Origin of the sequence: Luteirhabdus pelagi (genome assembly GCF_016827595.1) — a bacterium.
Taxonomy (GTDB): Bacteria; Bacteroidota; Bacteroidia; order Flavobacteriales; family Flavobacteriaceae; genus Luteirhabdus; species Luteirhabdus pelagi.
The window spans coordinates 896,963-911,403 of sequence record NZ_JAECMS010000001.1 but is presented as its reverse complement, the minus strand read 5'-3'; the positions used below and the strand labels follow the sequence as shown (position 1 = coordinate 911,403).

The following is a 14,441-nucleotide window of genomic DNA, read 5'->3' as shown; positions in this document are numbered from 1 at the left end:
TTTATCAAAAAATTAATCTCTTGGTCGTTTTCCTTTTTTGGATTTGGATCCAACACGAGACATTGCACAACGGAATCCGATATAGTCGGTTGCCATATCCTGTGGGAAGAAACGGCGCTGTGCTGGGTCTAACCAGTAATCGCGATCTCTCCACGAACCTCCTTTATACACCCGAACTTCATTATCGATAAGTGTAGTACGGTTTGAGGATTCATCATATTGCATATCCATTTTCCCTGTGCTATCAGCATATACTTTATGCTTAGGAGAGTTGTACATGCGTTCTTTCTCATCGTTTTCAGTTTCACCGCCAAAATCGTTAAAAGATTGATAGTAGCGAGTAGAACGTTTGTCTCCATCACGGAAGTCGCGGTTATCACTAGTCGAGAAGTTTGTTCTTAAGTATGTTTCCTCGTCGCCTACCGGTACTTCCATAATTTCACCTGGAAGATTACGTGCTACGATGCGTCCGTTGCTCAAGGTGTCATAAAGAATAGAATCTGCGGTAACAACTTTTACCTTACCATCTTCGTCGATTGCATGTTTGGTATATACGTTACCACGATAGTAGTTGAAATCGTTAAATTCATCGTCAACAATAGGACGGTATACATCGGCAACCCATTCGGCTACGTTACCCGCCATATCGTACAAACCGAAATCGTTTGGCTCATACGACTTGATTTCAGCTGTAATATCGGCGCCATCATCACTCCAACCAGCAATTCCTCCATAGTCACCATCACCTTGCTTAAAGTTCGCTAATTGATCACCACGGCTACGGCGCTTTCCAGAACGTGTATATTGTCCGTCCCATGGATATTTCTTACGACCGCGGTATACGTTATAATTTCGAAGTCCAACTAGGCCTAAGGCTGCATATTCCCACTCGGCTTCCGTTGGAAGTCGGTAAGAAGGCAATAGCAGTCCATCCTTACGTTGAACATAAATATTAGTACTGTCTTCGTTTCGGCTTAATAAGCGCTCTGAGCTTTTTCCGCCACGAGTAATAGAATCTTTACCACCATAGGTCATGGTAGGAGCATTCAAATAAGTTTGTGTGCTAAAGGTTTCACCTGGTTCAACGTCGTAACGTGCACCACGAGCGGTAAATCCTTCTTCTTCCAAGATAAGTTCGTTTACACGGTCGGTACGCCAGTTACTGAATTCAACAGCTTGTACCCAACTAACTCCTACTACGGGATATTGAGCGTAGGCAGGGTGACGAAGGTAGTTGTTTGTCATTACCTCGTTATACCCAAGACGGTTTCTCCAAACCAAGGTATCGGGTAGTGCTCCTGCATAAATATTACGGTAATTTTCGTCTGCTGGTGGGAAAACATCCTTAATCCAATCAAGATATTGAAGGTACATCAAGTTCGTTACCTCCGTTTCGTCCATGTAGAAAGACTGAACGTGTTGTTGGGTTGGAGTGTTATTCCAATCGTGCATAGGATCGTCTTGAACACGCCCCATGGTAAACGTACCACCTTCAATAAATACAAGTCCAGGACCAGTTTCCTGTTCCTTTGCTTCAGGGTTGTACTGGAAACCACCTTCTTTGTCGTTGAGTTTCCAACCTGTAGCTCTCGACGTATTCTTGTAATCTCTAGATTTGTTGCAGCTTACGAATATTCCTGTTGCGACCAGTAGGATAAGGAGTCGCAATGCTAAGGTTTTCTTTTCGTTCATAGTATCAATTCTGATAAATTGGGTTCGCAATATAGTAATTAACGGTAAAAATGCAATAATATTTTACTTTTTATAATTCGTTAGGTTTTAGGGGTTCTCCCCACTAACTCCTTAGTGAAACGATAGTAAATCGATTTTATTTCATCGGGAAATAATTTTCCGACTTTTTCCAAAGAGCCCATTATACTAACTGTATATTTGATGCGTTAATGACAATGATGAGAAACTATTTATTTTTTATCCTTTGCGGTTTTATAAGCGTCCTATCCTTCGGGCAGACGAAGACAATAGTTGTGCCATGGGATGCATACGAGCCATTGCCTAAAAATAAATCTGCTTCACGTGGAATGCAACAAACGGATTTTGCCAAAAATAATAATGCCAAACGGGCAACATCCGAACGGAATAGAGCAAAAGACCGACTAAAGCTTAAATTGGAAGGAACTATTGCGTTTCGAGATCAATGGTTAGACGATGGGTATGCGATGAAGAACTCGCTGCAGGTTTCAAACATTCAGTACGCGCCCTTAACCCAACGCGAACAATCGCTAATTCAGGCAAGTACTATTCCTAGCACTCCCTCTTTTTCAATTAGCAGTTCTCAGGCACGAACAGAACTTTATACTACAGTTTCAGCAACACCTGTTATTCGCAGAAATGGTCGATTGGAAAAAATTACCTCCTTTACGATTAGCTATTCAAAACAGCGTAGCGGTAGCCAAATGCGTATGCCGATTCAAAATTCGGTATTGGCGACGGGCGAATGGTTTAAATTTAAGGTAGAGGAAACGGGTGTTCACCGCATAAATAAATCCTTTCTCGATAATTTGGGGATGAATACCAATACTATTGATCCTAGGAATATCAAAATATACGGACATGGCGGAAAACCGCTTCCATTGCTGCTGGCAGACAATACGCAGTTCGACCTTCCCCAAACACCTATTCGTGTTGTTGGTGAAGAGGATGGTTCGTTTGGTAACAACGATTATATTTTATTTTACGGCATTAGTACCCAGGGGTACGATGAAGAGAGTGAAACACACCTCAATCCGTATAGCGACGATTCCTATTATTATGTTACTGTTAGCGGAGGACCTGGCATGCGTATCCAGCCCATGTTGCAGCCATCAGGAGCGGCAACCACTACTATTACAACTTTCAACGATGCTGGTTTTCAGGAAGAGGATGAATATTCACCTGGAAAGATAGGAAGACGTTGGTTTGGAAATCGCTTCGACATTGAAAACGACCAAACCTATGAATTCGATTTTCCAAATATCGTGTCCGGATCGGATATGCGCGTCGAGGTAAAAGTTGCAGGCGTCTCTGAAAGTCAAACCAGTTTTTCGGTAACCGTTAATAGCACCTCGCTCGACCCCTTAACAATCGCTGCAATTGGTGAGGAAGTTCTTCAAGACAACCAAAGAGTCTATTCTATTCCCGCTGCTGGTCCATCGGTTTCCGTAAATCTGACGTATAATAATAATGGAAACCCAAGTAGTGTAGGGTATTTGGATTATGTGAGGGTGGAAGCACTACGGCAGTTAACAGGAACGGATTCCCAAATACTTTTTCAAAATGAAAGCGTGGCCAGTCAGAGTGGAATTGCCGAGTATCAGTTCTCGAATGCATCTGCCTATTCCGAAATCTGGGATATAACAAATATTGAAAGTATTACAGCGGTTTTAAATGAGGAAAGTGCTTCTGCAATTTCATTTAAGTCTACTATGGGACAGCCACGTAAATTTTTGGCAGTACATCCTTCAGATTATTATCAGCCTGTTACCATCACCGATCCTCGAGTACCAAACCAAAATCTAAAAGGAACCGTGATGAAAGACGCGTCAGGTGCCTTTCAGGACATCGATTATTTAATTGTAACAGCGCCATTCCTATTACAGCCGGCACTTCGATTGGCAAATTTTCATCAGACGCAAAGAGGGCTTCGAGTGAAAGTGGTAACTACCGATAAAATATATGAAGAATTCAGTTCCGGCAAACAAGATATTGGGGCTATCCGTAACTTTGTGAAGTATATTTACGATAATGCTTCTTCCCCAGACAATCGACTTCAATATATTGGTTTTTTCGGTGATGCTTCGGTCGATTACAAGAACCGACTTCCCAACAATAATAACATAGTTCCAACTTTTCAAACAATAGAGAGTGTTCAGGATTCCGACTCCTTTATGACAGATGATTTTTATGGTTGTATGGATGCTGATGAGGGGGTTATGAATGGAGTCGAAAAATTGGATATTGCAGTAGGCAGAATTTTAGCCGATAATGTACTGTTGGCAAATCAAATGGTCGATAAGATTATTTCCTATACCTCAGACGAGGCGTATGGAAACTGGCGAAACAATCTTTTAATCGTTTCAGATGATGTAGATGAGTCATGGGAATTTGATGCTCTTGAAAAGCGATTGGATAGTTTGGGTGACGAAATAGTGCAAGAGAAACCATTTGTAAATTTAAAGAAAGTACATTCAGATGCTTTTCAACAGGAGGCTTCTGCTGGTGGAAATCGCTATCCTGAAGTAAATGAGCGTATCACGGAAATTTTGGAAGCTGGGGTGCTAATCATGAATTATTTTGGACATGGAGGAGAAGACGGATTAAGTGGTGAGCGAATTTTCACCAAGGAAATGGCAAATAACTTAAATAATAAGAACCGGTTACCATGTATCATTACGATAACGTGTGAATTTACAAAATTTGATCTTCCATCTCGTATTACAGGGGGCGAACTTACCTTTTGGAACCCAAATGGCGGTGCTATTTCATTGATTACGACTACCCGAAAAATAGGTGCGCGATTAGGAAGCGATATCAATAAGGCAATGGCAGAAAACCTTTTTGGATATGGGGTTGAGGGTTCTTATCCGCCTGCTGAAGCATTGCGAAGAGCCAAAAACGGATTGTCCTCTAGCAATCGAAGGGTGGTTTTCTATATCGGCGATCCAGCGCTTCCATTAGCCTTTCCAGAGCAAGAAATACGGTTAACATCTGTAAATGACCAACCTATAGGGTTAGGTTTATCACCCATACCTGCCTTAGGTCGCGTAAAAATGAAAGGAGAGGTTGTCGATTTAAATGGTAATTTGCTCAGTAATTATCAAGGAGTGCTCGAGGCGAAGGTGTTCGATAAGAATGTAGAACGACAGACCTTAGGGAATGACGGGGTAATTGTTGGGGGCGAATTGGCGATAATGGACTTTATTACACTTGGCCAAAATTTATTTAATGGTCAAGCGACTATTGAGAATGGGCGATTCGAATTTGAATTTGTGATGCCGCGTGACACCCAAATTGCAGTTGGTAATGGCCGCGTAAGTCTGTATGCTAAGCGCAATAATCAAAAAGAAGATCATACAGGAGTAAATCAACTCGTTCGGATTGGTGGCTTAAATGAAGATGCGCCAGAAGACAATCAAGGGCCGAACATCCAATTGTTTATGAACGATGACGGTTTTGTTTCTGGTGGAATAACAAATGATTCCCCAGCGCTGATCGCTAAATTATCTGACGATAATGGTATTAACACCGCTAGTGGCGTTGGACATGACATTGTAGCTATATTGGATGGCGATGAAGCCAATCCATTTGTGTTGAATGAATACTATCAAGCCGATGTCGACGATTTTACAAGAGGTATAGCAAATTATCAGTTGCGCGATTTAGAGCCAGGATTGCATACCTTAACTTTAAAGGCTTGGGATGTCTATAACAATTCGAATACTTCTGAAATTCAGTTCGTGGTCGTAGGTGATGATAAGCTGAAGATCGATAACGTTCTTAATTATCCAAATCCTTTTGTAAACTATACCGAATTTTGGTTTGAACACAACAGACCGAACGAGCCTCTTGAAGTGCAAGTACAGGTGTTTACCGTTACCGGAAAACTCGTATGGACGCGTAATCAGATCGTTACAACCATCGGAAATAGATCTCGTGATATTACGTGGGATGGAAGGGACGATTTTGGCGATAGAATTGGAAAAGGTGTCTACGTATACAAGATTACAGTAAAAAGTACGTTAACCAATAAGCAAACTGAAAAATACGAGAAACTCGTAATCCTTTAAAAAATACATTTATATTTGCCCAAAACACATAACCTCATGAAGAAAATACTTCTTTTATCATTCCTTTCCATTTTCATTTTTGAAGTAAGTGCACAAGAAACCGTTACCATTCCAAATTCATCAGACTCTAGAGTTATTACAACTGGGGTGCCCTTTGTATTGATAGCTGCCGATGCGCGGGCTGCTGGTATGGGAGATATTGGAGTGGCTACTTCTGCCGATGCCTTCTCACAACAGTGGAACCCCGCTAAATATGCCTTCGCTATTTCGAAGCAGGCTGTAGGTATTACATATACTCCGTATTTAAGCCAGTTGGTGAACGATATTTTCTTGGGGAATTTAACATATTACAATCGTTTGAATGAAAGAAGTGCTGTAGCGGCAAGCTTTCGATATTTCAGTTTAGGAGAAATAGACATTCGTCAAGGTCCTAACGATATTGGAATTATTGAAGAGCCAAACGAATTAACTTTCGATGTTTCCTATGCACTCCGACTGAGTGAACGCTTTTCCATGGCGGTTACTGGGCGTTACCTACGGTCCGATTTGAAACTTCAATCGGTTCCAAATGCAGATGATGCTTCTGCAGGTAGTTCCTTTGCAGTAGATATTTCAGGGTATTATCAAAGCGAAGAAATAGCCTATAACGATTTCGATGGGCGCTGGAGAGCAGGTTTTAATATTTCGAACCTCGGGCCGAAGATTAAGTATGATGAAGCAGGACAGGAAAACTTCCTTCCAACAAACTTAGGCCTTGGTGGTGGTTTCGACTTTATTTTGGATGCTTATAACAAGATTGGAGTAAATGCTGAAGTGAATAAGCTTTTAGTGCCAACACCACCTATCAGGGGGCGTGAATTTATAGATAACGATAATGATGGTGAATATGATCCAACTATTGATGAAAATATTAATGAAAATGCGATTGTTGAAGGATCCGATCCCGATGTGAACTTCTTTAAAGGGGTCTTCCAATCGTTTGGAGATGCACCGGGAGGTTTTTCTGAAGAGTTGAAAGAATTTACGTGGGCATTGGGAGCAGAATATTGGTACCAGGACGTATTCGCCTTCCGTGCAGGATACTTTAACGAAAGTGAAGATAAAGGATCGCGTAAGTTTTTGTCGCTAGGAGCTGGGTTCCGTTATACGGCCATCAACATCGATATTTCATATCTTTTCTCTACCTCCAGAGTCCGTTCTCCATTGGAAGGAACACTTCGTTTTGGGCTAACGTTCAACTTTGGCGACGAGTACGACGAATATTAATAGTTTGAAAAAACACATTCTTGAAATTGCCTTAGAGGTGTACGATTCGGTTTCCGAACTACCTGAGGAAATTCAACAATTAATGGAAAAGGCGCAGCAGTCTCGCGATGAGGCTTATGCGCCTTATTCACGTTTTAAGGTTGGGGCGGCTATTCAAATGGAGAATGGACACATCGTTACCGGTAATAATCAAGAGAACGCCGCTTTTCCGTCAGGGCTTTGCGCGGAACGCGTGGCGATCTTCCATGCGGGAGCAACTTACCCTGATGTGAGGATGGACGTTATGGCGCTTACCGCCAAATCCTTAAACCAAGAGGTAAATACCCCAACACCGCCATGTGGCGCTTGTCGACAATCTATTGCCGAATACGAAAAGAAACAAAAGTCACCCATCGCTATCTATTTTATGGGTGAAACCGGTAAAGTGGTAAAAGCTTCTTCTATCAGCGATTTATTGCCATTGTTGTTTGATAGTTCATTTCTGTAGGCTTCACTTTACTTCGCGTTGTTAGTTTTATGCTGTATGCAATAAGCTATACGCTTTGTAATAAAAATTTTTTAACTTTTATTCTCAATTCTCAATTCTCAATTCTCAATTCTCAATTCTCAATTCTCAATTCTCAATTCTCAATTCTCACTGTTACACTTTCACCAAACATCCGTAATATTTCAACAAAGCTTTTTTCCTATAACTTTAGAAAACATTATTTTTGTTGTTCGCAAAACCGTAACCGAAACAAGGCTTCGGCTTAGATATTTCCATAGATGAAAAAAATCACGAAAAAAACGTATCTCGATTGGTACGAAAACATGCTGTTCTGGCGTAAGTTCGAGGACAAGCTAGCGCAGGTGTATATCAAACAGAAAGTGCGTGGGTTCCTTCACCTTTACAATGGTCAGGAAGCCGTATTGGCGGGAGCATTACACGCCATGGATCTTGAGAAAGATCGTATGATTACCGCATATCGAAACCACGTGCAACCTATTGGTATGGGCGTCGATCCTAAAAAAGTGATGGCTGAACTTTATGGGAAAGGGACCGGAACGTCTAAAGGACTGGGCGGTTCTATGCACATTTTTGCGAAAGAGCATCGTTTCTACGGCGGTCATGGTATTGTGGGAGGGCAAATCCCACTTGGTGCAGGATTGGCTTTTGCCGATAGGTATTTCGAACGCGATGCCGTAACCCTCACTTTTATGGGAGATGGAGCCACACGTCAAGGGTCATTGCACGAAACCTTCAATTTGGCAATGTTATGGAATTTACCGGTGGTTTTCTGTGTTGAAAATAATGGCTACGCTATGGGTACTTCCGTAAAACGAACTTCCAATCATACCGATATCTATAAACTCGGAATGGGCTATGAGATGCCGTGTAAACCTGTAGACGGTATGAAGCCTGAAGTAGTGGCAAAGGAATTAGACGAAGCCATCGATCGCGCGCGACGTGGCGACGGACCAACCTTCCTTGAAATCAGAACGTACCGTTACCGTGGACATTCCATGAGTGATGCGCAACACTACCGAACCAAGGAAGAAGTGAAAAAGAAGCAAGAAGAAGATCCTATTTCCTATGTGCTTCATAAGATTTATCAAGAGAAATGGGCTACCGAAGAGGAAATCAAGAAAGTGGATAAGAAAGTTAAGGAGCGCGTGAAAGAATGCGAGCAATTTGCCGAAGAATCCGACTATCCAGAATTAAACGTGATGTACGATTCGGTATACGAACAAGAAGACTATCCATTTTTACCCCATAAACTATAAGCAATGGCAGAAGTGATTAACATGCCCCGACTGAGCGATACCATGGAAGAAGGAACCGTGGCGAAATGGCTCGTAAGCGTTGGCGATAAAGTGGAAGAAGGCGATATTTTGGCCGAAATCGAAACCGATAAGGCGACGATGGAATTCGAATCGTTTTATGAAGGAACCTTGCTTCACATCGGTATCGAAGAAGGTGAAACAGCCAAAGTTGACAAGCTTTTAGCTATTATCGGAGAGGAAGATGAGGATATTTCCGATTTGCTGAATGGTAAAGGTGAAAGCGAAGACGATTCCAAAGAAAAGAAAAAGGAGAAAGATTCTTCCGATGAGAAGGAAGAGGAAGATGACGAAAAGACTGAAGCTGATACCAAGGAAGAAGAGACTGATAGCCATAGCGATAATGAAAATGGAGGTGAAGGTGAAGAGGATAGCGATAGCGACATCCCTGAAGGCGTTGAAGTGGTTACCATGCCGCGCCTAAGCGATACTATGGAAGAAGGTACGGTCGCTAGTTGGTTGAAGCAGGAAGGCGACACGGTTGAAGAAGGGGATATTTTGGCCGAAATCGAAACCGATAAGGCGACGATGGAGTTTGAATCCTTCTATAACGGAACGTTGTTGAAAATCGGAATTGAAGAAGGTGAAACCGCAAAAGTAGATGCACTATTAGCGATTATCGGACCAGAAGGTACCGACGTTTCAGGCGTAATCGAAAACTTCAAAAGCGGTTCGGGTGCTAAAAAGAAAAAGAAAGCTTCTGACGCTTCAGATAAAAAAGGAGATTCTAAAAAGTCTAAGGATTCTTCAGAAGAAAAGAAAGAAGTTAAAAAGGAAACAAAGCAAGAAAGTAAATCGACTTCACAACCTGTCCAAAAGGATGGTGGTCGCATTTTTGTTTCACCTTTGGCCAAGAAATTGGCAGAGGAAAAAAACATCAACTTATCGCATGTTCAAGGTAGTGGCGACAATGGCCGTATCGTAAAACGCGATATCGAAAATTATCAACCGGCCGCTGCTGGTCAAGCGTATACACCTGTTGGAACGGAGTCCTTCGAGGAAGTGACCAACTCTCAAATGCGTAAAACCATCGCAAAGCGTTTGGGCGAATCGAAGTTTACGGCACCGCACTACTACCTCACCATCGAATTGGATATGGATAACGCTATTTCGGCTAGAACGGCCATCAATAGCGATCCAGAGGTGAAAATTTCCTTCAATGACATGATCGTGAAGGCATGCGCCATGGCACTGCGCAAACATCCTCAGGTAAACACCCAATGGAATGGCGATACCACCAAGATTGCTAAGCATATCCATATTGGAGTTGCGGTTGCTGTGGATGAAGGATTATTGGTGCCGGTTTTAAAGTTTGCCGATCAGATGACCTTCTCGCAAATCGGTGCGAACGTGAAAGATTTGGCAGGTAAGGCGCGAAACAAAAAGATTAAACCCGAGGAAATGCAGGGAAGCACCTTTACGGTTTCCAACCTTGGAATGTTTGGTATTAAAGAGTTCACGTCTATCATCAACCAACCAAATTCAGCGATTCTTTCCGTAGGGGCGATTGTTCAAAAGCCCGTCGTAAAAAATGGAGCGATAGCCGTTGGAAATACGATGACGGTTACCCTGGCTTGCGACCATAGAACGGTCGATGGTGCGACGGGAGCGAAGTTCCTCGAAACCGTTCGAAAATATATCGAGAATCCGGTAACGATGTTCGTATAGAAATGTAAACCTCACAGGTTTTCAGAACCTGTGAGGTTTGTTATATTTAAAGGCATGAAGAAGAAAAATGTAATCATTACCGGAACCAGTCGTGGTATTGGCTACGAATTGGTTTCCCTCTTTACAGATGCCGGCCATAATGTATTGGCGCTTTCCCGAAATGATGTTCCGATCTCCGGATTGGAAATTTCAAACTGTACCTGCTTCCCTTGCGATATAACCGATGATCAGGACCTGAAGAAGGTGAAAGACTTTTTAGAGGAGAAATGGGAAACGGTCGATATTCTTATCAATAATTCTGGTTATTTGGTGAATAAACCCTTTTCAAAATTGAAAAAGGAAGATTTCTTGGATAGCTATGAAGTGAATGTTTTTGGTGCTGCGGCTTTAACACAATTGGTGCTTCCCATGATGTCGAAGCAAGGCCATGTTGTAAACATTAGTAGTATGGGTGGTATTCAAGGGAGCATGAAGTTTCCTGGCTTAGCAGCCTATAGCAGTAGTAAAGGTGCCATCATAACGTTAACCGAAGTATTGGCGGAAGAGTTTAAGGAATCTGGCCCTTCGTTTAATGCCTTAGCGCTGGGTGCTGTTCAGACCGAAATGTTGGAAGAAGCATTCCCTGGATACGAAGCTCCACTTTCTGCTGAAGAGATGGCAGCCTATATTTTCGATTTTGCCTTAAATGGAAACCGCTACTACAATGGCAAGGTGCTTCAAGTATCTAGCAGTACGCCATGATTGAAATTCTGGAACGATATATTCCAAAGGCAGCTGTTGCACCTGTTTTTGAACTTATCAAGACGAATCATGTCTACCTTAAAATCGTTGATGAGCGCAAAACGCGTCATGGTGACTATCGTAAACTTCCAGATGGGCAGCATCAAATAACCGTCAATGCAAATCTGAACACCTATCGTTTTTTAATTACGTTGGTACATGAAATAGCCCATTTGGTGGCGTTTCAGAAATATGGGCGCTCTATCAAGCCACATGGAAAGGAGTGGAAACATACATTTCAACGTTTGATGCTTCCTTTTATTCGCCCGGAAATCTTTCCGCAACAATTGTTGCCACTGCTGGCGCTGCATTTTAAGAACCCTAAGGCGAGTAGCGATACTGATGAAAAGCTTTCATTGGCCCTCAAACAGTTCGATCCTCCCAACGATAAAACCTTTATCTTTGAAATCCCTTTTGGAGGCCATTTTCGGTTGTATAATGGGAAGGTCTTCAAACGGGGGAATAAACGGGTAAAACGGTTTGAATGTGTAGAAGTTGCCACTGGGCGATTGTATCTTTTCAACCCAAATGCTGAAGTAGAATATCTATCTTAGGAGGCGATTACTAATCAACTAGAAAAGAATTATGCTGAATAAAGATTATTACGCCGTAATCATGGCGGGAGGAATTGGCTCGCGGTTTTGGCCGGTGAGTACTACTGAATTTCCGAAACAGTTTCATGATATGTTGGGAACGGGACAAACGTTATTGCAACGTACTTTTTCGCGTCTCAATAAATTGATGCCATCGGAGAACATTTTGATTCTTACTAATGAACGGTACCTATCGTTAACAATGGAGCAACTACCTGAAATTAAAGAACAACAGGTGGTTATGGAACCGGCTATGCGTAATACGGCTCCTTGTATATTATTGGCAGCGATGAAAATCCAGAAAGAAAACCCGAATGCATTGATGCTGGTCGCGCCAAGCGATCATTGGATTGAGGATGAAGAGGCCTTCGCCAACGATGTGCAGACCTGTTTCGATGCGTGCCAGCGAAATGACTATCTTATGACGTTAGGCATTCCCCCCACTTTCCCAAATACAGGATACGGCTATATTGAAGCTGAGGAAGGATCGCGTTCGCCTGTTCAGAAGGTGAAACAATTCCGTGAAAAACCGGATTATGAGACAGCTAAACAATTTGTAGATGCTGGTAACTTCCTTTGGAATGCCGGAATCTTTTTATGGAGCGTAAAAAGCATTACCGACGCGTTTGAAAAGCATAATCCGGTAATGCATGCCCTGTTTTCGGAAGGGAAGCCTGCCTATAATACAGAAGAGGAAGAGCTGTTTATACAAGATAACTATGGAAAGGCAGAGAATATTTCAATTGACTATGCCATTATGGAAAAGGCCAATAATGTATATGTGAAACAAGCAAGTTTCGATTGGAACGATTTGGGTACTTGGGGGGCACTTCACGAAGAACTTAAAAAGGATGATGCCGAAAATGCCGTAGTGCGGGCCTACTCACATTTAGAGGATGCTGAAGGGAATATGATTTATTCAGCAACGAAAAAGTTGATAGTTGTCGACGGACTTAGCGATTATATCGTAGTCGATAAGGAAGATGTTTTACTTATCTTTCCAAAGAAAAAAGAGCAAAATATTAAGAACTTACTTAACGAAATAAAAAGTAAGTTTGGCGAAAAATATACCTAAATGGCAGACGACAAGAACGATATAAAAATTACTCCGAACGAGGAGGAATTTGAGCAGGTGAAATTAACCACCTGGGAAAACCTGAAGCAGTTTTTTAAAGAGCTGTTCGATATACGTAGCGATAGCGACCGTGATGCTACGATCGCTGCCGTGAAAAAAGATATTCCCTTTAAAGGGCATACCGCTTGGATTTTGATTTTTTCCATTTTCGTGGCTTCGATTGGTCTAAATGTAAGTAGTACGGCAGTGGTTATTGGTGCCATGCTTATATCGCCATTGATGGGGCCAATCGTGGGTATCGGATTATCGGTAGCGATTAATGATGTGGAGACCCTGAAGCGATCGCTTATCAACTTGGGTATTATGGTCATATTAAGTGTGCTAACGGCAACTTTATATTTCAAAATTTCTCCCTTAACTGAAGAAACTCCAGAGTTGTTGGCACGAACCTATCCCACTATTTTGGATGTGTTGGTGGCTATTTTCGGAGGATTGGGCCTTATTGTGGCAAAAACCAAAAGCGGCACCATTGCTAGCGTAATCTTTGGGGTTGCAATTGCTACGGCACTTATGCCGCCATTATGTACGGTTGGATATGGAATAGCGATTGGAAATTGGTCGTATGCCGGAGGTGCCTTGTATTTATTCTCTATAAATGCAGTATTTATTGCGCTTGCTACCTTTATTGTTTCAAAGCTGTTGCGTTTTCCATTGGTGCGGTATGCAAACTCGAAACGGAGAAAGCGTATCGCGCAAATCGCTTCCCTGATTGCTATAATTGTAATGGTTCCTAGCGTGATTCTTTTTATTAATCTTTTGGACCAGCAATTGTTCGAGCAGAAGACGAAAGAGTTTGTAAAAGATATCGTGCAGTATGACGGAGCAGAGGTTGTGAAATTTACACAAGATTATAAAACCAAGAATATTGATGTCTACTTGATCGGACAACCGGTTCCAACATCAAAGATAAACGAATGGTTAGAGACCGCTAGTACAACTGAACGTTTAGAAGAAGCGAATCTTCGGATTCACCAGGGTGCCGATCAAAGCGGGCAGATGGCCGAGCGCTTATCAAGTGAAGTAAAAGCAGGAATCTTGGAGGATTTATATGTGAAGAACGACCAGCTTATTCAGGATAAAAACTCTAGAATCGAGTTTCTTGAGAATGAGATAGCGCGTCTTCAGGTGAAAGAATTGAATTTCCAGGAACTTAGTAAAGAAGTGAAGACCGTTTACACCGAGTTGGATCAGTTTGCCTATTCCAAGCGAATTTTGACGAATTTCAGTAAAACAGATACCTTGCCCGTATTCTTCGTAACCTGGAATGAATCGGTGAAGCCACAGCAACAACAAGAGAAGAATACAACGCTCTACAATTGGCTTAAGCTAAAGATGAAGGTCGATACGCTTCGGGTTGAAACGATGACTCCATAAAACAAAAAAGCGCCGTAAATC

General features: G+C 42.1%; 10 protein-coding genes. 9 read left to right on the top strand and 1 reads right to left on the bottom strand.

Annotated features, from left to right (window positions below):
• Positions 1–12: 12 nt before the first annotated feature.
• A complete protein-coding gene (gldJ, locus tag I4Q58_RS04160) occupies positions 13–1,692 on the bottom strand; it encodes a gliding motility lipoprotein GldJ (protein ID WP_203293990.1) in 1,680 nt (559 codons plus the stop codon).
• A 209-nt stretch (positions 1,693–1,901) separates the two neighbouring features.
• On the opposite strand from gldJ, the gene porU reads away from it, so the two are divergent.
• The 9 genes from porU to I4Q58_RS04115 all read left to right on the top strand — a co-directional run bounded on the left by porU (position 1,902) and on the right by I4Q58_RS04115 (position 14,420).
• Positions 1,902–5,783 carry a type IX secretion system sortase PorU gene (gene porU / locus I4Q58_RS04155; RefSeq protein WP_449564501.1) on the top strand — a complete coding sequence of 1,294 codons (3,882 nt, stop codon included), beginning with the start codon at positions 1,902–1,904 and terminating at the stop codon, positions 5,781–5,783.
• A gap of 36 nt (positions 5,784–5,819) precedes the next feature.
• Positions 5,820–7,049: a type IX secretion system outer membrane channel protein PorV gene (gene porV, locus I4Q58_RS04150; protein WP_203293986.1), complete on the top strand. Its 1,230-nt coding sequence runs from the start codon at positions 5,820–5,822 to the stop codon at positions 7,047–7,049.
• A 4-nt stretch (positions 7,050–7,053) separates the two neighbouring features.
• Positions 7,054–7,536: a cytidine deaminase gene (gene cdd / locus I4Q58_RS04145; protein WP_203293984.1), complete on the top strand. Its 483-nt coding sequence runs from the start codon at positions 7,054–7,056 to the stop codon at positions 7,534–7,536.
• Positions 7,537–7,814: 278 nt separating this feature from the next.
• Positions 7,815–8,813 carry a pyruvate dehydrogenase (acetyl-transferring) E1 component subunit alpha gene (gene pdhA, locus I4Q58_RS04140; RefSeq protein WP_203293982.1) on the top strand — a complete coding sequence of 333 codons (999 nt, stop codon included), beginning with the start codon at positions 7,815–7,817 and terminating at the stop codon, positions 8,811–8,813.
• 3 nt (positions 8,814–8,816) lie between these two features.
• Positions 8,817–10,538 (top strand): pyruvate dehydrogenase complex dihydrolipoamide acetyltransferase, encoded by a 1,722-nt coding sequence (locus tag I4Q58_RS04135; RefSeq protein WP_203293980.1) that lies wholly within the window; start codon positions 8,817–8,819, stop codon positions 10,536–10,538.
• A 54-nt stretch (positions 10,539–10,592) separates the two neighbouring features.
• Positions 10,593–11,279, top strand: a complete 687-nt coding sequence (locus tag I4Q58_RS04130; RefSeq protein WP_203293978.1) for an SDR family NAD(P)-dependent oxidoreductase — start codon at positions 10,593–10,595, stop codon at positions 11,277–11,279.
• Positions 11,276–11,872: a SprT-like domain-containing protein gene (locus tag I4Q58_RS04125; RefSeq protein WP_203293976.1), complete on the top strand. Its 597-nt coding sequence runs from the start codon at positions 11,276–11,278 to the stop codon at positions 11,870–11,872. The genes I4Q58_RS04130 and I4Q58_RS04125 overlap by 4 nt, the downstream gene beginning before the upstream one ends.
• Positions 11,873–11,906: 34 nt before the next feature.
• On the top strand, positions 11,907–12,986 hold the full coding sequence (locus tag I4Q58_RS04120) for a mannose-1-phosphate guanylyltransferase (RefSeq protein WP_203294376.1): 1,080 nt from the start codon (positions 11,907–11,909) through the stop codon (positions 12,984–12,986).
• Positions 12,987–14,420 carry a DUF389 domain-containing protein gene (locus I4Q58_RS04115; protein WP_203293974.1) on the top strand — a complete coding sequence of 478 codons (1,434 nt, stop codon included), beginning with the start codon at positions 12,987–12,989 and terminating at the stop codon, positions 14,418–14,420.
• Positions 14,421–14,441: the final 21 nt, after the last annotated feature.

Bases quoted from the DNA above. Each gene is read 5' to 3' on its own strand.
- I4Q58_RS04115 (WP_203293974.1), top strand. From the start codon at position 12,987: ATGGCAGACGACAAGAACGATATAAAAATTACTCCGAACGAGGAGGAA.
- I4Q58_RS04125 (WP_203293976.1), top strand. From the start codon at position 11,276: ATGATTGAAATTCTGGAACGATATATTCCAAAGGCAGCTGTTGCACCT.
- I4Q58_RS04135 (WP_203293980.1), top strand. From the start codon at position 8,817: ATGGCAGAAGTGATTAACATGCCCCGACTGAGCGATACCATGGAAGAA.
- gldJ (WP_203293990.1), bottom strand. From the start codon at position 1,692: ATGAACGAAAAGAAAACCTTAGCATTGCGACTCCTTATCCTACTGGTC.
- porV (WP_203293986.1), top strand. From the start codon at position 5,820: ATGAAGAAAATACTTCTTTTATCATTCCTTTCCATTTTCATTTTTGAA.
- porU (WP_449564501.1), top strand. From the start codon at position 1,902: ATGACAATGATGAGAAACTATTTATTTTTTATCCTTTGCGGTTTTATA.
- I4Q58_RS04130 (WP_203293978.1), top strand. From the start codon at position 10,593: ATGAAGAAGAAAAATGTAATCATTACCGGAACCAGTCGTGGTATTGGC.
- pdhA (WP_203293982.1), top strand. From the start codon at position 7,815: ATGAAAAAAATCACGAAAAAAACGTATCTCGATTGGTACGAAAACATG.